16 protein-coding genes, 2 tRNA genes and 1 other RNA gene are annotated in these 19,379 nt (G+C 43.7%); 8 read left to right on the top strand and 11 right to left on the bottom strand.

Features of this window, described 5'->3' with window-relative positions:
• Window positions 1-2: 2 nt before the first annotated feature.
• The gene (locus DES35_RS02120; RefSeq protein ID WP_211306524.1) at window positions 3-542 is read right to left on the bottom strand and encodes a hypothetical protein; all 540 of its coding nucleotides are present in this window, start codon (window positions 540-542) and stop codon (window positions 3-5) included.
• A 252-nt stretch (window positions 543-794) separates the two neighbouring features.
• On the opposite strand from DES35_RS02120, the gene recR reads away from it, so the two are divergent.
• The 3 genes from recR to DES35_RS02105 all read left to right on the top strand — a co-directional run bounded on the left by recR (window position 795) and on the right by DES35_RS02105 (window position 5,077).
• Window positions 795-1,421, top strand: coding sequence for a recombination mediator RecR (recR, locus tag DES35_RS02115; protein ID WP_037360042.1), 627 nt, complete (start codon window positions 795-797; stop codon window positions 1,419-1,421).
• Window positions 1,422-1,426: 5 nt separating this feature from the next.
• Complete coding sequence (priA, locus tag DES35_RS02110; RefSeq protein ID WP_037360040.1) at window positions 1,427-3,874, top strand: replication restart helicase PriA; 2,448 nt, start codon at window positions 1,427-1,429, stop codon at window positions 3,872-3,874.
• 117 nt (window positions 3,875-3,991) lie between these two features.
• A complete protein-coding gene (locus DES35_RS02105; protein ID WP_114365667.1) occupies window positions 3,992-5,077 on the top strand; it encodes a mannose-1-phosphate guanylyltransferase in 1,086 nt (361 codons plus the stop codon).
• A gap of 116 nt (window positions 5,078-5,193) precedes the next feature.
• Here DES35_RS02105 and DES35_RS11480 read toward each other — a convergent pair whose 3' ends face one another.
• The 5 genes from DES35_RS11480 to DES35_RS02085 form a co-directional block, all read right to left on the bottom strand.
• Window positions 5,194-5,352, bottom strand: a complete 159-nt coding sequence (locus tag DES35_RS11480) for a hypothetical protein (protein ID WP_160172013.1) — start codon at window positions 5,350-5,352, stop codon at window positions 5,194-5,196.
• A gap of 2 nt (window positions 5,353-5,354) precedes the next feature.
• The gene (locus DES35_RS02100) at window positions 5,355-6,899 is read right to left on the bottom strand and encodes a T9SS type A sorting domain-containing protein (RefSeq protein WP_125039368.1); all 1,545 of its coding nucleotides are present in this window, start codon (window positions 6,897-6,899) and stop codon (window positions 5,355-5,357) included.
• Between the two features lie 97 nt (window positions 6,900-6,996).
• Window positions 6,997-8,184, bottom strand: a complete 1,188-nt coding sequence (locus DES35_RS02095) for a hypothetical protein (RefSeq protein WP_125039369.1) — start codon at window positions 8,182-8,184, stop codon at window positions 6,997-6,999.
• An 87-nt stretch (window positions 8,185-8,271) separates the two neighbouring features.
• Window positions 8,272-8,628 (bottom strand): hypothetical protein, encoded by a 357-nt coding sequence (locus DES35_RS02090; RefSeq protein ID WP_114365665.1) that lies wholly within the window; start codon window positions 8,626-8,628, stop codon window positions 8,272-8,274.
• Window positions 8,629-8,724: 96 nt separating this feature from the next.
• Complete coding sequence (locus tag DES35_RS02085) at window positions 8,725-9,153, bottom strand: CBS domain-containing protein (RefSeq protein WP_037361185.1); 429 nt, start codon at window positions 9,151-9,153, stop codon at window positions 8,725-8,727.
• 155 nt (window positions 9,154-9,308) lie between these two features.
• On the opposite strand from DES35_RS02085, the gene ssrA reads away from it, so the two are divergent.
• Window positions 9,309-9,701: a transfer-messenger RNA gene (gene ssrA, locus DES35_RS02080) on the top strand.
• Window positions 9,702-9,782: 81 nt separating this feature from the next.
• Window positions 9,783-11,600: a M1 family metallopeptidase gene (locus tag DES35_RS02075; RefSeq protein ID WP_114365664.1), complete on the top strand. Its 1,818-nt coding sequence runs from the start codon at window positions 9,783-9,785 to the stop codon at window positions 11,598-11,600.
• Between the two features lie 20 nt (window positions 11,601-11,620).
• Here the strand turns inward: DES35_RS02075 and DES35_RS02070 are convergent, their stop codons facing one another.
• The 3 genes from DES35_RS02070 to DES35_RS02060 all read right to left on the bottom strand — a co-directional run bounded on the left by DES35_RS02070 (window position 11,621) and on the right by DES35_RS02060 (window position 16,020).
• The gene (locus tag DES35_RS02070) at window positions 11,621-12,247 is read right to left on the bottom strand and encodes an L-threonylcarbamoyladenylate synthase (protein WP_114365663.1); all 627 of its coding nucleotides are present in this window, start codon (window positions 12,245-12,247) and stop codon (window positions 11,621-11,623) included.
• Window positions 12,248-12,268: 21 nt separating this feature from the next.
• Window positions 12,269-13,555 carry a type IX secretion system plug protein gene (locus tag DES35_RS02065; protein WP_037361178.1) on the bottom strand — a complete coding sequence of 429 codons (1,287 nt, stop codon included), beginning with the start codon at window positions 13,553-13,555 and terminating at the stop codon, window positions 12,269-12,271.
• Between the two features lie 62 nt (window positions 13,556-13,617).
• On the bottom strand, window positions 13,618-16,020 hold the full coding sequence (locus DES35_RS02060; RefSeq protein WP_114365662.1) for an alpha-ketoacid dehydrogenase subunit alpha/beta: 2,403 nt from the start codon (window positions 16,018-16,020) through the stop codon (window positions 13,618-13,620).
• A gap of 74 nt (window positions 16,021-16,094) precedes the next feature.
• Between DES35_RS02060 and DES35_RS02055 the strand changes: the two genes are divergently transcribed.
• The gene (locus DES35_RS02055; RefSeq protein ID WP_114365661.1) at window positions 16,095-17,354 is read left to right on the top strand and encodes a 3-phosphoshikimate 1-carboxyvinyltransferase; all 1,260 of its coding nucleotides are present in this window, start codon (window positions 16,095-16,097) and stop codon (window positions 17,352-17,354) included.
• Between the two features lie 128 nt (window positions 17,355-17,482).
• Window positions 17,483-18,214 (top strand): DUF2490 domain-containing protein, encoded by a 732-nt coding sequence (locus DES35_RS02050; protein ID WP_211306523.1) that lies wholly within the window; start codon window positions 17,483-17,485, stop codon window positions 18,212-18,214.
• A gap of 198 nt (window positions 18,215-18,412) precedes the next feature.
• Here the strand turns inward: DES35_RS02050 and DES35_RS02045 are convergent.
• Window positions 18,413-18,486 (bottom strand) — tRNA-Met (locus DES35_RS02045).
• A gap of 66 nt (window positions 18,487-18,552) precedes the next feature.
• Window positions 18,553-18,627, bottom strand: a tRNA-Val gene (locus DES35_RS02040).
• Between the two features lie 105 nt (window positions 18,628-18,732).
• On the opposite strand from DES35_RS02040, the gene DES35_RS02035 reads away from it, so the two are divergent.
• Window positions 18,733-19,371 (top strand): 7-carboxy-7-deazaguanine synthase QueE, encoded by a 639-nt coding sequence (locus DES35_RS02035; RefSeq protein WP_114365659.1) that lies wholly within the window; start codon window positions 18,733-18,735, stop codon window positions 19,369-19,371.
• The last annotated feature ends 8 nt before the right edge of the window (window positions 19,372-19,379 follow it).

Genomic DNA, 19,379 nt, shown 5'->3' with positions numbered 1-19,379 from the left:
TATCACATTCCTCTTGTTAGCCTTTTGCGAATTTCCATAGCCAGTTTTTTCGGATTGGAAGAACCAATGATGTATTTTTCGCCGTTGTGGCAGATGACAAAAACACCTTTAATTCCTCTTACATTGTATATCAAACCGTAATCATCAGACCACCGGATGCCCGGACCACTAAATGGCAGTGTTACAACCTCAACTTGCTGAATATTTTCCCAGGGGTGAAATTCAGAAGCGAAAGGAAAATATCGAACGCTCATCCCTTTTTCACTTAACACCGCCTCCAGTTGAATACATATCAAAAAAATGTTGATCAGTACCAACAATACAAAGAATAGGAAAGGTTCGGGATCCGTAGGATTGGTTACCGGTTTAGCTAAGTATTCTGAATACAAAATCAAAATACCAGTCCCCAGAATGAGAAGATGCAGTACAATGAAATACCATTGATTGAATCGCTGCACTTCACGATAATACATCTGCTGGAGGCTGTGGTTAGAACAGCTAATTTCCCGTATCGTCGTTGAACTGAAATCAGTAATTTGCAAAATAGCCCATTCAATATATATAAGTATGATACGAAACAACTGGCCAGCTCAAAACCAAAACCGAGCAAAATTATCCCGGAGGCATCAGGCTTCTATCCGTCTTTTTGGACAGACTAAGTCAGCTCCAGATGATTTTCTTTTCTGTGTAAAATCCAAAAACATTTTCACAATCTCTGAATTGGAAATATAAGAGGATGGGATGTAGTCAAAAATCCGGTAATTTGCAGTCATAAACCTGCGCAATCAAAACAGATGAACGAACAAAGCCTGCCTTCCCGTACATTGGAAAGAGCCGTAGGAGAATTGGCCAAGCTTCCGGGAATCGGACGAAAAAGTGCTATCAGACTAGCTTTACATATATTGGCCAAAGGACCAGAGTTTGGACTGAGTCTGGCCGAATCCATACACAGCCTGGCAACCGAAACTAAACAGTGTCAACGGTGTCACAACATATCCGAAAGCGATATATGCCAGATATGTGCAGATGAGAGGAGAGACAGCACCAGGATTTGTGTGGTAGAAGATGTGAGAGATGTATTGGCTATAGAAAACACCGGCCAATTTAAAGGGTATTACCATGTGCTGGGGGGTGTGATTAATCCAATGGCAGGTGTGGGTCCACAGGACCTATATGTAGCCGACCTGCCCGAAAGAGTGGAGAAAACAGGCTGTGAAGAAGTAATCGTAGCCCTGCCGGCCACGGCTGAGGGCGATACAACTGCCTTTTATGTATACAAAAAGCTCAAACACTTACCCATCACAATCTCTGCATTAGCCCGAGGAGTTGCCATAGGTGAAGAGTTGGAATACGCCGACGAAATCACACTGGGAAGAAGTATTCTAAACAGAGTTCCTTTTGAAAATTCCCTTAAAATCTGAACATCTTGAGCCACCTCGTCGGGTTTCGGTTTGCTGAAGTTTTACTGCCCAGACCACTGGCCAACGGATTTACTTACGAAATCCCCACCGAGTTGAGTCCACACATCAGGATCGGTACACGGGTGCTTGTGCAGTTTGGCCCCCGAAAAATTTATTCTGCAATCGTTATCCGATTACACAACAATGCCCCGGACAACTATGAACCAAAGCAAATTCTGGAAGTTTTGGGCCCTGTGATTGACGATGTTCGAAACTTACAGTTCTGGCAATGGATGGCAGAGTATTATATGTGTACCCCCGGGGAGGTGATGAATGTAGCATTGCCCTCCCGACTAAAGCTGGAAAGTGAAACACAGCTTCAGTGCTTGATTGAAGAAGAATACTGGGATGAAAATCTGGAAGCAGAAGACAGGGAAATACTTACCATCACCAGGAACTCACCCGAAACCACACTAAACGACCTTGTAAAACAATATGGCACAGCAGCAGCAAAGCGCGCTAAAAAACTGGTTGACATTGGCGTCTTAGGCATTAAAGAATCCATTAAATATCATTCGCTTGAGAAGTGGATTAAAGTAGTGCACATAAACGCGCATAAAAAAAAGGAAATTGAAGCCATCCTCCACCCTAAAACAAAAGCAAAGGCACAACAAAATATCGTATTGGCTTATTACCAGCTTCAAGCTGAGGGACATTTGTTCATCACCAGGGAAATGCTGCTGAACAGATCAACCAGTACCATAGCTGCGCTCGATGCATTAGTTCGAAAAAATATTCTGGAAATCCGGGAGATAAAAGAATCGGCATTGTTTTCCAGAAGTGGAGTACAAGCAGCTAAACTCACTGAGGCACAGCAGGAGGCATACGAAAAAATACTAAAAACCTTTGCTGAGAACAAAATAGCTCTTCTGCATGGCATCACATCCAGTGGCAAAACTGAGCTGTATGTACACCTTATGAAAGAAATCGAAAAATCAGGGGGCCAATGTCTTATGCTCGTACCCGAAATTGCACTTACCACACAGCTTATTAACCGTCTGAGGCATTTTTTTGGGGAGAGAGTAAGTTTATACCACAGCCGCATGACGGACCGGGAGCGCTCTGATGTATGGGAATCAGTACGAAAAAACGATCCGGGAAGTCAACTGGTCGTCGGAGCAAGGAGTGCCATTTTTTTACCCTTCAGCAACCTAAAGCTTATCATCATTGATGAAGAGCACGACTCCTCCTATAGACAAGATGCCCCAAATCCGCGATATCAGGGAAGAGATTCAGCTATTTATCTGGCTACACTCTTTGGAGCTCATGTACTGCTGGGAACGGCTACCCCGTCGGTAGAAAGCTATTTCAATACACTCCAGGGCAAATATGGATTGATCGAGCTCCACCAGCGGTACGAAGGCCTACAACTACCCGAAGTCCACCTGATAAACATCCGCGAAGAAAAGAAAAAAAACCGCATGAAAGGCAACTTCAGCCAGACCCTCATCGAAGCTATCGACGATGCACTGCGCAGAAAAAAGCAAACCATCATCTTTCAAAACCGCCGTGGATACTCGCCTAAGCTGATATGTGAAGATTGCGGTACAGTTCAGATGTGCGATCGATGCGACATTTCCCTTACCATCCACAAAGCTGTACACCGCCTTAAATGCCACTATTGTGGAAGGGAAAAAAGCATTCCACCGGCGTGCGTGGTATGTGGAAGCATTCATCTGAAAATGCTGGGTGCAGGCACCGAACAAATAGAAGATGAATTGTCCTCACTGTTTCCGGGAGCCCGGATAGAACGACTTGATCTGGATACCGCCCAGAGCAAAAAAAGATACAACAAGATGCTGACCGATATGGAGTCTGGACAAATAGACATCCTGGTAGGCACACAAATGGTGACCAAAGGTTTGAATTTTACCAAGGTAGAAGTGGTTGGTGTGGTCAATGCCGACAATTTGCTCTACTTTCCCGAATATAGAGCGCATGAAAGAGCTTTTCAACTGCTGGAACAGGTAGCTGGCCGCAGCGGCCGCAGCGGACAGGTAGGAAAAGTTTTTATTCAAACTTACAATACCGGACATCCAGTACTTACATTTGTTAAGACGCATGATTACAAGGCATTTTATGAGTGGCAGAGCCAGGAGCGAAAAACATTTTTGTATCCTCCTTTTGTCAGAATGATTCATCTGATGCTAAGGCACAAAGATTTGAAGTTGCTTCAAAAAGCTTCCATCGAGTTGACATCGATGCTCAAATCGGTTAGCGAAATCTTGGTCATCGGACCTGAATTTCCACCGGTGAACAGAGTAAACAACTATTATCGGATGGGAATATTTCTGAAAATTCCCAGAAACAAATCCTACCTCAAAACGAAGAGACAGATCTGGTCTGTTTGCCTTGATTTTTTTACGCATCCTGAATACAAAACGGTGAAATTTTTCTTTGAGGTAGATGCCTAGCATAAGCCAATAGGAGATTTCTACCTTTTGTTCACCTTCAATTTTCAGGAAAACTGCCCCACCCTATTCTTGCTTTCTGGATACCTTTGCCGATAAACCAGAATAGCATACATCCTGATGAATTCAAATTTTTTTTCCGTGATTCTGGCCGGGGGAGTTGGTTCAAGATTCTGGCCAGCCAGCACACAAGCACATCCCAAGCAGTTTCACGATATTTTAGGTACCGGCCGAACTTTGATACAGCAAACGTTTGACCGTGTCAAAAGAATATGTCCTGCAGATAACATACTCATTTCCACTAGTGCCGACTACATCAAAGAGGTAAAGACCCAGCTGCCCGAAATTCCACCTTCAAACATCATGGCAGAGCCGGCCAGGAGAAACACTGCTCCGGCTATAGCGTATGCCGTGTATAAAATTTTTGCAAAAAATCCAGATGCTTCAGTACTGATCTGCCCAAGTGACCACCTGATATTGAAAGAGGCGGAATTTGAGCGCATCGCCAGATTGGGACTATCCCTATCGCAGACTTCTGATGTCCTGCTCACCATTGGCATCAAGCCCACCCGACCTGATACAGGCTATGGATACATCCAATATCTGCCGGGCCCCTCCATACATCCCGAAATCAGAAAAGTTAAAACCTTTACTGAAAAACCCAATAAGGAGCTGGCAAAAATGTTTTTGGATAGCGGAGATTTCCTTTGGAATGCCGGCATTTTCATTTGGTCAGTAAAAGCTTGTCGCAGTGCATTTAAAAAGCATTTGCCTGAAATTCATCAGACCTTCGAACGTGGACTGCAGTATTTTAACACCAACAAAGAAACAGAATATATTGCAAAGGTGTATCCCTCCTGTGAAAATCAAAGCGTTGATTACGGGATCATGGAAAAAGCCGATAATGTACATGTGATTCCGGCCGATCTATCGTGGAGCGACCTGGGCACCTGGGGCTCGCTGTACGACCACCTTGCCTGGGATGATTGCGGCAATGCCAGGGTGGGCAAGCACATCTTTACCCACGACACCTGTAAAAACATCATCAGCATAGAAGGTAACAAAGTAGCTGTGATTGACGGATTAAACGAATACATTATAGTGGATACACCCCACGCATTGCTGATTTGTCGCCGTGAAAATGAGCAACTGATCAAAAACTTTGTAAACGTAGTAAAAATCAAGGCCGGAGACCAATTTGTTTAAAAAAAGACGCAGGATGTTGTATGAATCAATAACACCTTTTTTTGAGAATATGCGGCCAACTTCTGAAAATCCGGCTCTTTCACAGAGCCGGATTTTTCTTTTCCTGCAATTATCGATTACCTTATTTTGTTTCTGTTCCGAAATCCAATGATGGCTCCACCGACCACCAATAGGCCTGTCAGACCATCGATCGGAGTAGGATTGTTAGGCATTCCAGGTTGAGCCACCACAGCAAATCCAAGGAGCAACAAGCCAAAAGTCAGTAAATTTTTCATAATTATCGAATGAATTTAATTGATTTTTCTAATCCGTTGATACGTGTACGCACAACATACACACCGCTACGCAGATGACTCAGATCAAATGTCAGATGTTGACCAGCAATGCCTTCAAATTTTTTAGTGTAAATACATTTACCAGACATGTCAAAGAGGCTGAAGTCTCCGGAATTGGTAGTAGCGCTGAGCAATATGTGCAGGTTTGTGCCCGAGGTCCATACCTGACTATCGTAGGATTTAACCTGTTCATTTACCCCAATCATACTTTCAGCTATATGGAGTGTGAATCTGTGATGATTTCCTATGAAGGATTGATAGAAAGTATAAGGTCCGTTTTCGATTTCCACCATTTGGTTGGTAATGTGATCTTCGAGCCATGCTTTGTAACCACTTGGCAGATTCAATGACTCGATTGAAATAGTTAAAACAGAGAAACTTCCACAATACACATACACCGGTATTTGCTTGTGACCGGTAACGGGCGAGCGACTATCGACAGCAGTAGGTTTACCGCTTGCAGTAGAAAAAAGACCTATTCGGGTCGGGTCGCCGGTTAGTTTCTCGCTATCGTAAGTATTTTCGTAGCCATCAGTAGCTTCCTGACGGAAATAAATTTTGAGAAGGTCTTCACTGCCGTCTTGTCGTACCAATTTCAGCCAGGCGTGTTCCATTTGAATCTGTGGCTTGGCCTGAGCCGGATTTGCTGAGGTGGATTGGTTGGCAGGCAACACGCTGATGCTACCTCCTGTGGTGGTGGCTCTCACCCAGAAGGCCTGTAACGGAGCAATAAAAAACGGAGAAGGATCCGAAAAATTAAACGTGGTGAAATTACCGGTGGTAGGATTGTAAATATAGGCCGTTGCATCGGCGTTTACAGTGCTGGTGCCTTGCAGATTGAGCGGGGCTAAACATGGATTCACCACTAGATTCCAGCCGTCGGTATTGGATCCAAAAATGTTTGTCAACAATGGAGAGTTTGTATACCCTAAAGAAATAGTAGCGGAAGGGTTCGCCACATCCATGGTCAAGCTTATTAAATTCTGGGTCGAAAGGTCACGGGTAATGATACCGTGTTGGTTTTCTCCCATATAGATTACATAGCCCTGACCGGCTATAAAATTGTCTGTCAGAAGATTGGTCGGATACACATAATTACCGGTATTGGCATCCCATCGGGCAATCGGCCCAGGTGTCGCAGAAGAGAAAAACGCCGGACTTCCACCGTCAAATGAATTCATCGCTACACCGGGCATGGGCATTCCTATGGAGTACCATCGGCCGTTTTTGCCATCGTTAAAATCAGGTGATGCCATGTTGGTATTGGCTGCGCCGGCAGCGAAGTACGTTTCCTTTACTATGTTTGATGAGCCTGAAAGAGTACAACTTCCACACACCAATAGTTTTGCATAATTTGTAGCGTTAGCTCGTAAGGTGACTGGTGAATTTACAGTAAATAATGTAGAAGAATTAATTAATTGGATAAATCCCGTCTCTTCTATTAGTACGTCCGTATATGTTATAACATGTGAATTATCTACGATCAAATATGGCAATTGAAAAATTCCGAAACCACTGATGCCTCCACTGGAATTGTCTTTGAATATTAAAGCCCTGTTGTTTGGATTAAATAGTCCTCCAATTCTAAATAATGCCCCCGCTTCTGATCTCTAAATCACCTCCAATTACAGATGAAAGATTTAATTCACCTCCACTATTGATTACTACATCACCCATGGATATAATCTTTCTGTTGCTGTTGTTCATGTGTATCGTACCCCAGAGATTTAATCCCTTTGTTAAAAGGTCAGCTGCAATGGTTGTATTGTTGAAATTGAAGGTAGATGAGGTGTTGACAAATAAAGTACCCTCCATGGCTCTGTCCAGATTATTAAAGTTAACAGTAGTAGCGTTTAAACCATCTCCAACGTTTACATTATTGGGGTATCCGGGAGTAGTACCTATAGTTCCTGATCCGGTATGACTCCATTCAAGGCCGGGTGTATATGTTGTTGCATGGTATGCCAAAGTGCTGTTAGAACCCCAAACAGGAGCATTAGAGCTGACAAAACCGCCGGTTTTTATCTGGAGTTCATCGTTGAAGACCACTCCTGGTGATAAAATGAGTTCATCGTTGATGATGATTGTGCCATTTAGAGTCAGAGCATTTGGTATCCTGCCGGTGCCGGCAAATTCGATTGATGTAGAGAAATCTGAGGTAAATGAAGTTCCGGATGGCACTATTAAGGCAGCATTGTTCACCATTGTGATCTGTGTGCCTGTAGCATCGAAGGATGCTCCCGAGCCTAATAGCTCAATAGAGTCCAGCGTCAAGGTTTGATAGCTTGCATTAATGGATACCCCTGGCTCAATTTCTATCCTTGCCGATGCCAGGGGTACGACGCCTCCTCTCCATGCAGATGCCATATTAAAATTATAGGTCCCTGCAGTTGAAACGGTTCTGTAAGCGGGTTTTATTGTACATGTGTAGTTTGATCCTCCATTGTTGTTAAAATGAATGGTTCGTAAGTCATAAAATAAACTGTTTTTTCCACTACTAATGGAACTAATGGAAGAGCTGAAGATGTAAAAATCAATGTTTTGATTGGGTAATACCGCAATGGTAGCGGTGCCAGTGCTTCCTAAGATCGTAAAAGCAGCAATGTTGTTAGTTAAAAAATTGTCTGTGGTCCAACGCAAATAATAGTATTCGTCAGAGGCCGGGGTTCCACTCAAATTAATAGTTACGGTTAGATTTCCGGGATAAACATCCGTAAGAGGTTGGGAAGTAGTAACAGATGTAATGGTTCGCGGCTCACCGCTGGTTTCCATAAAGATAGCACTGGTATTTACATACCCGATATTATGAAAATTTACAGTGTACCATTTTCCGTTAGTTAGGGGCACCGTATTGTCAACTCAAGTATTATGCGTGTAGGTTTGAAATGTATTCATACTTACATTAACCCCGGCCCATTTATTTTTATAATATTCACCTGTGGGTCCGCTGGTAAAGAGCCATTGATACGGACCACCAACCAAATCTCCTCCAGAGGCAGCTACACTGAAAATAGTTTGATAAATGTTGGTTCCCAGTCCAGTTTTGATTTGCACTCTTCCTCCAGGTGCCCCCTGTACTCCACGTAAGGCATTGTTTGTAGGTGGATTAGACCACGAATCCCAGTTGCCGGGCATGTTCAAACCTTCAGGAGCAAAAATTTGCCCATGAACTACTAGCCCTAATAATGCAAAAACTACAAGATATTTGTTTTTCATAAAATTCTGATTTAGTGTCAAAAGTACACTATCAATCAGAATTTAATTGCTCCACCCTCGCAAACGGACATTTACTTTGTAAAAGGCAAATATTTTTTAGCGCCTGTCTGAATCTTGTAGAAGAAGAAATTTGATGAGGTCAGTCGTAGTAAGAATTCCCACCACTTTACCACTGTCATCTACCACCGGAAGGGCATGCACCTGATTTTTGACAAAAATCTCTCCGGCAATTTTGACAGTATCCTCCGGCCTTAAAGTCAATAATTGACGGCTCATTAACTGGTCAATTGTAAACAAATCATATACTTCCGGATTGAACTCATTTCCCGTCACGGCATCGGCAAAGCTTACGCGTAGTAAATCAGTAAGGCTGAGCATGCCCACGATTTTTCCTTTTTCAACTACGGGTAAATGCCTGATTTTATGTTTTTTTATTATCCTTTCTGCTTCAGCCAAATGTTGATTTACTTCTATGGTGTGGACCTGGGAAGTCATAATTGCTCTTACGGGAATGTTGAGGTTCATGTCGATGTAATTTTTACACCGTAAAGGTTTTACTCACTTAGGAAATAAAATATGACAACCGTCAATATAGCAGAGGACGCACCGATTATTTTTCAATCAGATACAGAAGTTTAAAATTAGCACGTTGTTTGTAGTTTTGCTACCTGAAGTTCTTTGGGGTTGACCGGTTTTGACAGCAAGCAGAATGGGTCAGTAAGCATGCCGAGCCAGGTGACGAAGCTCGTAAATCTTGGTCACAGCCATAAATGGCAACACTAACTACGCACTTGCTGCTTAATCAACCACAGGTTGGTTAGCTTTATCTGCCACCAGGTGGCAGAGCAAGTCATCCCGCCATAGCCCGTTCACCCGGCGATGGACTTCGGGGTGTCAGAAAAGGGTGAATAGGAGGACAGAAGTTGCGGCTGCCTTCTGAAATGCAAGCAACTAAGCCAATGGCAGGGTGTCTGTCCCCATCCATTGGTCGAAAACCCAACGACAGACTAAGCATGTAGAAAGCTGGCTGATTCCTTGTTTGGACGCGGGTTCGAATCCCGCCAACTCCACTCACCTGCGATCATTTTCTTTTTTCAAGCCGGCTTATTACCGGCTTTTTTGTTTTTTTGCTGTTCGGTCAATATCCAGCTTCAATGAAAAAAATTGTCTTTTCAGGAATACTTTCGCTATATGCGATCTGCAGTTATGCAAGAGATTGGCAACTCCGGGTAAAATACGATATATCCATTGTTTTTGACGACAAAACGCATCGATTCGACGGCACACAGACCACGGTGCTCTACAACCAAAGTCCTGACACGCTGACCGAGCTGTTTTTTCACCTCTATTACAATGCATTTCAGCCGGGGAGCATGATGGACATCCGATCGCGGACCATAGCCGACCCCGACCGAAGAGTAGGAGATCGAATCAGTAAACTGAAGGAAAACGAGACGGGTTTTCATCAAATAAAAACCTTAAGCATCGACGGAGCCCCTGTCGAATACAGAATCCTGGAAACCATCATGCATGTACCATCGGTGAGAATTCATCCCGGTGATAGTGCAGTCATCCATCTGACATATCATAGCCAGGTACCTGTGCAGATTCGCCGGACAGGGCGCTACAATGCGGAAGGAGTAGCTTATTCCATGGCCCAATGGTATCCCAAACTCTGTAACTACGACCACCTGGGTTGGCATCCCAATCCCTACATAGGTAGAGAGTTTTATGGGATTTTTGGCGATTGGAATGTAAAAATTAATCTTCCGGCAAAATACGTGGTAGCAGCTACAGGTGAGCTGATGAATGCAGAGCAAATAGGTCACGGATATACCTCAACTCCCATCAAGCACAGACCTAATGACCGGCTTACGTGGCATTTTAGGGCAGAAAATGTACACGATTTTGTTTGGGCTGCTGACCCAGAATACGTTCACCGCACCTTTCAAATAGAGGATGGCCCTCTGCTGCGATTTTTCTACAAAACCCGCACTGCCAATGTTCCTGTGTGGGAACAGTTGCCTGAATACATGAATCGGTTTTTTAAACTGATGGAAAAATACGTTGGAAAATACCCGTACCCTGTATACTCCTTTATTCAAGGAGGTGACGGAGGGATGGAGTATCCCATGGCAACCCTGATACTTGGTAGCGGTGAACTAAAAGGTATGGTCGGCTTATGTGTACACGAGGCTGCCCACTGTTGGTTTTACGGCATATTGGGCTTCAATGAATCCCTTCACCACTATATGGATGAAGGATTTACCACTTATGTGGAAAATCTGATTATGAGCGAACTGTTTCCACCGACTAACGAATTGGAAGCCTTAAACCCACATGTACCGGCATTGAATCGATATATATCCCTGGCCCGAGAAGGATCGTTTGAACCTAAGAGCATTCATGCCGACCACTTCCATACCAATAGAAACTACACTATAGCAGCTTATTATATGGGCTCACTTCTGCTGGCTCAGTTAGAAGGGATGATTGGCCGTGACAAGGTCATCGAAGGATTGCGATTGTTTTATGACCAATACAAGTTTAGACATCCCGGACCTGACGAATTGCGCAGATGCCTTGAAAAAGTTTCCGGCGTAAAACTCCACTGGTACTTTCATCAATGGATTCATTCGACCAAAACACTAAAACTGGCCATTAAGGAAGTAAAACCCTCTGAAGATGGCAAAGCGGTAATTTTAATTGAAAATTACGGAAAGGCTGTAATGCCTGTAGAGATTTATGTAGAGGCTGACCGTGAGTATGCCTACTTCATACCCCTGGACCTCATGTATCAGATAGGAGATCGACCCGGTTTTATCACAGCTTCTCCCTGGCCATGGGTTAAGCCGGTGTATGAACTAAAGACGGACATTCCCTTCGAAGACGTGCGCAGAGTGGTTTTAGACAAATACATCCGATTGGCACGCGTAGAATTCAAGAATCAGGTCTGGCCCTTTACCAAATAAGCAATGAAATAGCTCAGAATTCAAAGCACATCTAAAACACCAATGCCTTCCCTTACAACCAAAGGCTCATCTCCGGTCAGATCGATGACGGTAGAGGCATACAACTGGCCTATACCACCATCAATGACCAGATCTACCTCGTTTTTGTAACGCTCATAGATGAGCTCAGGATCCGTAAAATACTCCTGTATGGGGTCTTCCGGGTCGTGAACTGAGCTTGCAATAATCGGAAAATCAAGAGTACTTACAATCGATCTGGGAATTTTATGATCCGGAATACGGATACCAATGGTTTTTTTATTGTGCTTGAAAAAGCGGGGTATTGCATTGGAGGCCTCCAGAATCATGGTGTATGGACCTGGCAATGCTCTACGGAGAAGTTTGTAAGTGCGATTGTCTACTGCTTTTGTAAACGCAGAAAGTCGGCTAAGATCATCAAATATGATAGAAAATTCGGCTTTTTCTGGTTTAATACCCTTAATTCGAGCGATTTTTTCAATGGCTTTTTGTTTTCTAAGGTCACAACCAAAAGAATAGACTGTATCTGTAGGGTATATCACGATAGCTCCTTCTGATAATGCCTCACAGACTTCAGTGACCAATCGCTGTGGGGGATTGTCGGGGTGAATATGCAGTAGTTTAGCCATTGAACGATGTAAATTTGAGTCTTATCTCCGGGAGGATAATCTGGCAAAACCGATGATGCGATCATACCGGATGCCTATTTCGCGGTGATAGAATATAACCGTGTATTCATTTTCAGTTTCCCAGAAGTTGCCTTCGATAGGGCCTGGGTCTGCTATCCCGGAGAAATTTTGCAATGCGTACAAGTAGTTGTAATATCCTTGTTTCAAAAAAATTTTGGCTTTGTATGCTCGGGCATCGTAATCGTAATTCATCACAAAATCCGGGAGCAGTTGCCAGTCCGATAGCTGCCCCCAAACATACACGTTTCCTTCTGCGAAGGGTTCTGGTACCAGTAGCTGAAAATCAACCCAGGCATAGTCTGCTTCGATGTGTGAGTTGTTGGAGTTTTGCCTTCTGATTACCATCTGGCCATTTATGTCTTGCCAGAAAACATACCGGTCCCGGTTTCGTGGCGATTCGCGAAAGAGATATACGTTCCAGTTGTTTTCATTGAGCTCGGTTTTCATCATTCCAATGCCCAGAACTTGAAGGTTTTTCATATCAAATACCCTGAATTCATTGCCTCCAGGGAAGGTATTCTCACCGTTGTCAAAGTTGTAGATGACTCTTCCGGCTTGTACAAATACCGGTTTTAGGTGGGTTATGGCATTGTCCCAACGTTGATTCTGCAAAATGGTCAGATGCAGGTCCTGGTAAGGATCGGGAATTACATAACCCGGATGACTGAGAAAAACATCTACCTCCTGATGAGTATTGTTGAGCTGTACCACTGTTGGTCTTCTGACTTCTATTCCTGCATTGGTGATTTCTTCATACACGATAAATCGGCGTGTGATTACAGGCTTGTTGATATTGTCTTCGTAAATGATCAACAGGTAATTTCCCGAGATTTTAAATCCTACATTTTGATTGGGAAAACTCAGATAAAAATGGGTATATGGAAAAAAAGTATTAAATGAAAACTCGTAATTTTGGATGAAGTTGTCCGTCATCCCGCTTAGATATTCGTTTTTTGAAAGGCGGGAGGGAGTCCAGTCGGCATTGCAGTGTACAAAGGTGTATTGGTAATTTTTTACTCCCTCGTCCATATCGTCGAATCGGATCATCAGGCGGTCGTTGGAGCGAAGTCGGATGGCCGGGAAACCGGTTTCGTTTCCTACAGGATGAAACAAAACGGTTCGTACGGATGGACTATAAATGCGATTTTCATAGATAACATCCTGTGCAATCAATACCTGACATTGCAGGGAAAAAATCGTCGTAAAGACCGAAAGAAAAAACCTGGGTATTTTTGATTTTATTTTCATCACATGTTGGTATGATAAATCTCCCGGAAGGCCAAATGCTATACCAATCCGAATTATTGAATTTATGAAAATCTACTCGGTTCGGCCTCCTTGATCACTTCAATGACCAAATCGCACAAGTCATCGGCCGATGGTTTGCTGAAATAATCTCCATCAGAGCCATATGCGGGGCGGTGATCTTTGGAGGTAAGGGTACGTGGTGCTGAATCGAGCCACCTATAACCTCCTTGCACTTCGAGCACCTGCTGCATCATGTAAGCAGAGGCTCCACCCGGCACATCCTCGTCAAAGAATATGATTCGATTGGTTTTTTTCAAGCTTTTCACAATATCGTGATGAATGTCGAATGGTATAAGCGACTGAACGTCTATAACCTCAATCTCAATGCCGAACCGGGAGAGTTCTTCTGCAGCCTCCAAAGCTATTCGGCAGTTCGAACCATATGTTACTACAGTGAGGTCTTTTCCCGTTCGTATGGTTTCGACCACCCCGATCGGTGTTCTAATTTCGGATAAGTTGTCAGGGATGCGCTCTTTTAGGCGGTAGCCATTCAGACATTCGATGATGAGCGCGGTGTCATCGCTATCGAGCATGGTGTTGTAAAAACCAGCTGCTTTAGTCATATCTCGGGGCACCAACACATAGATCCCGCGCATGGAGTGTACGATTGCTCCCATTGGAGATCCTGAATGCCAGATGCCTTCCAGTCTATGGCCTCGGGTGCGAACGATTACGGGAGCCTTCTGACCACCCACAGTGCGATATTGTACGGTAGCCAGATCGTCACTCATTATCTGCAATGCATACAGTAAATAATCGAGATATTGAATTTCTGCTATTGGGCGTAGTCCCCTCATAGCAAGTCCAATTCCTTGTCCAAGGATAGTAGCCTCACGAATACCCGTATCGGAGACCCGCATTTCCCCATGCTTGCTTTGCAAGCCTTCGAGACCTTGGTTTACATCGCCAATTTTTCCGCTGTCTTCGCCAAAGATTAAGACTTCTGGCCTGGAAGACAGAAGTTGATCGAAATTTTCCCTTAATACGATTCGGCCATCTACCTCAGGCGACTGTTCGCTATAGGTGGGTTTGACCTCTCTGATATTAAGGGCCGACCACTGGCTTTGGCTGTACAAATGGCTGCTGTATTTGGTCTGGTATTTTTCAATATATTGGTTCAGCCAATATTCGAGCGCTGCTCTTTGATTTGATGGTTCCCGTAAAGTCAATCTCAGTGACTTACGTACGGCAGTGATGATATCGCGTCGGAGTGGTTCGCTGATTTTTTCCAGGTTTGTCGAGAGACTGGTGATTTCATCAGAGGCAACGGAATGTTGGGCCAATGCATGCAGAAGTCGCAAGGCTTCAGCTCGTTCGTCCAAGATTGGAGTTATATAATCCTTCCAGGCTTTGGCTCTCGCTTCTCTTGCCGCTTTTTTTGCTGCTTTTTCGATCTCGTCGAGCTCATCCGGTGTAGCAATTCCATTAGCCTCTATCCACAATCGCATCTGGCGAATGCAGTCAAATTCTCTTTCCCACTCAAGTCTTTCTTTGCTTTTGTAGCGCTCATGAGAGCCTGAAGTGGAATGCCCCTGAGGCTGAGTCATTTCCACCACATGTATCAGTACGGGCACGTGTTCGTCTCGTGCTATTTTTTCCGCTTTTTTATAGGTTTCGATCAATGCCGGATAGTCCCATCCCTTGACTACAAATATTTCATAGCCGGGTTTTTCTCCGCGCTGAAAGCCTGAGAGGATTTCGCTGATGCTTTCCTTAGTGGTCTGGTGTTTACTGTGAACCGAAATTCCATAGTCATCGTCCCATACACTTACCACCATTGGTATCTGCAATACCCCGGCTGCATTGATGGCCTCGAAAAACAATCCCTCACTGGTAGATGCATTTCCGATGGTGCCCCAGGCGATTTCATTTCCATTGTTTGAAAACTTTTGTTTTTCGCTCCATTGGTCCATATGGCGATAAATTTTGCTCGCTTGTGCCAGTCCGACCAATCGGGGCATTTGTGAGGCCGTAGGCGAAATATCCGCAGAGGAATTTTTCATCTCTGACAGATTTTTCCAACTTCCATCGGAGTTTAAGCTTCTGGTAGCAAAATGGCCGTTCATCTGCCGACCTCCGGACGCAGGCTCATGATTTAAATCGGTATCAGCGTACAGACTGGCGAAAAACTCCTGTGTAGTAAGTGCTCCTATGGCCATCATAAAGGTTTGGTCGCGGTAGTATCCCGATCTAAAGTCTCCGGGTTTGAAGGCTTTAGCCCAAGCTATTTGTGCTACTTCTTTGCCATCGCCAAAAATTCCGAACTTTGCCTTTCCGGTGAGTACCTCCCTTCTTCCAATCAGACTTGCTTCTCTGGACTCCACAGCTAAAGCATAGTCATTCACAACTTCATTTTTGTGTATTTCAAAGCCGGTTTCGAGCTCCTGTCCGGTGCTGTTGTTCATATTAAGATTTTCTTTTGGGTGATTACGGGCAAAAATAACCTTTATGAGTTGAAAAGTAGGGATATTTGCCAGTGATGAGCTATGAATTTTTGCAGTACGATAGCATTTCCATATTTCATCCAACGGGTGTAATTCGTGCCAAAATTGAACTGCCCGGTTCTAAGAGTGAATCCAACAGGCTTTTAATTCTAAAAGCATTGCACAACCGGGAATTAGATATTATGGGACTGTCGGAGTCGGATGATACGGTATTGCTGCAGAAAATTCTCGATAATGACCTAAAGGAAGGGGTGGTCGATTGTCAATTGGCTGGCACTTCATACCGTTTTTTGCTTGCATATTTTGCCAGCATGCCAGGCTGTGACGTGCTGCTCACTGGTGCCCCGAGAATGTTGGAAAGGCCTATAGGTCCATTGGTAGCTGCTCTTAGGAATTTGGGTGCAGATATTACTTATTTGGGGAAAGATGGTTATCCTCCTGTAAGGATTCAAGGCAAAGATTTGACTGAGCATTACGTAGAAATTGATGGGTCAACCAGCAGTCAGTTTATCAGTGCACTGATGCTGATCGGGACAAAAATGAAAAGTGGTCTGCACATCCGGATAACTGGCAGGCAGGTATCAGTGCCATATATTTATTTGACTGCATCGACTTTACAGCGTCTGGGGTTTCATGTGTCAATTCAATTGCCCGATATTACTATACTGCCCGCTTCGATAAAAATGAGCAAGGTACGGGTAGAGCCCGATTGGTCTGCTGCATCGTATTGGTACCTTGTGGCTTTGCTGAGCAAAGAGGCAGAAATTTTTCTCCCTGGTCTGAGGATACCGAGCATGCAAGGGGATTCTGCTCTAAGGGGATATTTTGATATGCTAGGAGTAGAGACGGTTTATCTGGGTTCAGGTATCCGTTTATTCAGGAATTCAATGCGTGAAATCAATTCGGAAGCATTGTTTCTCAATTTTATAGATACACCTGACATTGCCCAAACGATTGCTGTGGCCCTTGCTGCTTCGGGCATTAAAGGATATCTGACAGGACTGAATACGCTTCGAATTAAAGAAACCAACCGAATAGAAGCATTGGTCAATGAACTTTCAAAATTTTCCGTTCAATGCGAATTTGGAAACGATTGTATTCGCTTGAGCGGAGGATTCACTTTTGCAGAGAATACGTTAATTAACACCTACGGAGACCATCGAATGGCGATGGCCTTTGCGCCTTTAGGGATATTTGGAAAAATTTTTATCGAGCATCCGGGTGTTGTGTCAAAGAGCTATCCAAATTTTTGGTCAGATCTGATACATGCAGGATTTCTCATTCAGGAAACCTGAATCAGATGTTTGAAAGCACTTTTGTTGAGTAGAATAATGATTTTCATTACATTTTCTTTAATTAATTGGCGACAGTTTTGCTGTATTATTTGATGAACGTGAGATTTTTGTTTTGTAGTTTTTCATTAGTGTATCTGACTCTTGCAGAGGGACAAATTTCTAAAGATATTGAACACTCCCCTGCCATTTGGGGCGGGTACATCTCCAGTGTAAGAGTAAGTGAAAAAGTTTCTGTATGGAATGATCTGCACTATGTGCCCAATTCATTTTTTATTTACAGAACCGGTTTGTCCTGGCATTTTACTCCGCAAGTCACTGGTACTGCCGGGTATGCTTTTTTGAATACTTCACCGCGAACCAACGGACTTCTTGCCCGAAGTGAGCACAGACCCTGGATGCAGTTGGTTTTTAATTTTAAAATTGGCGCTCGGGCTGTTTTTAATCACAGGATTCGATATGATTACCGAATACGACAGGTCCTGCGAGGAGGAGATATCTTAAATGATGAGTGGACAGCATATCACCGACTTCGTTTTATGTCAAGTTTGCGGTTTCCACTTCTTGGTAGTCAGTTGGGCGATTACAATCCGTTTTTTTCCATCAACAATGAAATTTTGTTCAATTTTGGAGATAACATAATTTGGAATTATTTTGACCAAAACAGGTCCTGGTTAAATATCGGGTATCAGTTTCCTGGTCTAACCTTGCAGCTGGGCTATATGCTCAGGTGGGTTCAAGGCAGTGTTCCCGGACGTATAACTTATTATCATACAGCAGTCTTTTGGGTCACACACGCCCTGGACGTGAGCAAAAAAAAGGAAAAAAATATGGAAAATGAGCTTCTGCACAGAGAGCCGTAGTAACTTTCCGAAAAAGATTTCTATACAAAAAGCCAAAAATGATCGCTCATGGCTGGCGACTTGCCGACCAATTCGACTCAACAGTATTTTTTGTTCTTATTCATCGTGCGGAACAAACGTCTTATTTTCCTTTCTCAATAATATTTTTTTGATTTGGAAATAAAAAAACCGGTCGAATAAAACCGGTTTTGACAAGAGTAGCGAGGACGGGAGTTGAACCCGTGACCTCAGGGTTATGAATCCTGCGCTCTAACCGACTGAGCTACCTCGCCAAATCAGGCCCTCTATGTATGATTGATCCATTATTTTCAACCATCAATAGAGTCCTATGTATTCTGTGCGCTTTACTGGGTTCGAACCAGTGACCTCTGCCCTGTCAAGGCAGCGCTCTAAACCAGCTGAGCTAAAAGCGCTTTAAAATTCGGGCTGCAAAACTAATACACTAATTCTTTTTTCAAAATCCTAAATCCATCTCCGTCACATTTTCAAGTATAGATTAACCTTACCTTTGTAAAGCCATGAACGAATTGGAAGTAAAAAATTTAGAACTCGTTTCCGATGGGTACTATGTACCACTGATGGAAGAGTTTTACACCATTCAGGGAGAAGGATTTCACACAGGTAAGGCCGCTTATTTCATACGAATTGGAGGGTGCGATGTGGGGTGTCACTGGTGTGATGTGAAGGAAAGCTGGAATGCCAGCCTCCATCCGCCTACCCATGTTAATACCATAGCAGAAAATGCCCGCAACCATGCGGACACAGTAGTGGTCACAGGAGGTGAACCGCTCACCTGGAATATGGGACCGCTCACCAAAGCTTTAAAACAATATAAGTTGAAGATTCACCTGGAAACCTCTGGAGCTTATCCTCTTACAGGAATCTGGGATTGGATTTGTCTTTCACCAAAAAAAACAAAACCTCCACGCGATGAGTGGTACCAGGTAGCTAATGAAGTAAAAATAATCGTATACAACAGACACGACCTTAAGTGGGCTGAAATGCATGCTGAAAGAGTTTCAAAGGATTGTGCCCTATTTCTACAGCCTGAATGGAGCAAACGAAATGAAGTAATGCCCATCATAACACAATATATTTTGGAGAACCCAAAGTGGAGAATCTCTCTGCAAACGCACAAATACATCGGCATTCCATAAACTGCAAG

This window comes from Schleiferia thermophila, assembly GCF_003337435.1.
Lineage (GTDB): Bacteria > Bacteroidota > Bacteroidia > Flavobacteriales > Schleiferiaceae > Schleiferia > Schleiferia thermophila.
The sequence above is the reverse complement of the archived record's forward strand: the minus strand, read 5'-3'. Positions and strand labels throughout refer to the sequence as shown.

What these genes read in the sequence shown, in the direction of transcription:
- recR (WP_037360042.1), top strand. Translation starts at nt 795, where the DNA reads ATGAACGAACAAAGCCTGCCTTCCCGTACATTGGAAAGAGCCGTAGGA.
- DES35_RS02105 (WP_114365667.1), top strand. Translation starts at nt 3,992, where the DNA reads ATGAATTCAAATTTTTTTTCCGTGATTCTGGCCGGGGGAGTTGGTTCA.
- DES35_RS11480 (WP_160172013.1), bottom strand. Translation starts at nt 5,352, where the DNA reads ATGAAAAATTTACTGACTTTTGGCTTGTTGCTCCTTGGATTTGCTGTG.
- DES35_RS02095 (WP_125039369.1), bottom strand. Translation starts at nt 8,184, where the DNA reads ATGGAAACCAGCGGTGAGCCGCGAACCATTACATCTGTTACTACTTCC.
- DES35_RS02090 (WP_114365665.1), bottom strand. Translation starts at nt 8,628, where the DNA reads ATGAAAAACAAATATCTTGTAGTTTTTGCATTATTAGGGCTAGTAGTT.
- DES35_RS02085 (WP_037361185.1), bottom strand. Translation starts at nt 9,153, where the DNA reads ATGAACCTCAACATTCCCGTAAGAGCAATTATGACTTCCCAGGTCCAC.
- DES35_RS02075 (WP_114365664.1), top strand. Translation starts at nt 9,783, where the DNA reads ATGAAAAAAATTGTCTTTTCAGGAATACTTTCGCTATATGCGATCTGC.
- DES35_RS02070 (WP_114365663.1), bottom strand. Translation starts at nt 12,247, where the DNA reads ATGGCTAAACTACTGCATATTCACCCCGACAATCCCCCACAGCGATTG.
- DES35_RS02065 (WP_037361178.1), bottom strand. Translation starts at nt 13,555, where the DNA reads ATGAAAATAAAATCAAAAATACCCAGGTTTTTTCTTTCGGTCTTTACG.
- DES35_RS02060 (WP_114365662.1), bottom strand. Translation starts at nt 16,020, where the DNA reads ATGAACAACAGCACCGGACAGGAGCTCGAAACCGGCTTTGAAATACAC.
- DES35_RS02055 (WP_114365661.1), top strand. Translation starts at nt 16,095, where the DNA reads ATGAGCTATGAATTTTTGCAGTACGATAGCATTTCCATATTTCATCCA.
- DES35_RS02035 (WP_114365659.1), top strand. Translation starts at nt 18,733, where the DNA reads ATGAACGAATTGGAAGTAAAAAATTTAGAACTCGTTTCCGATGGGTAC.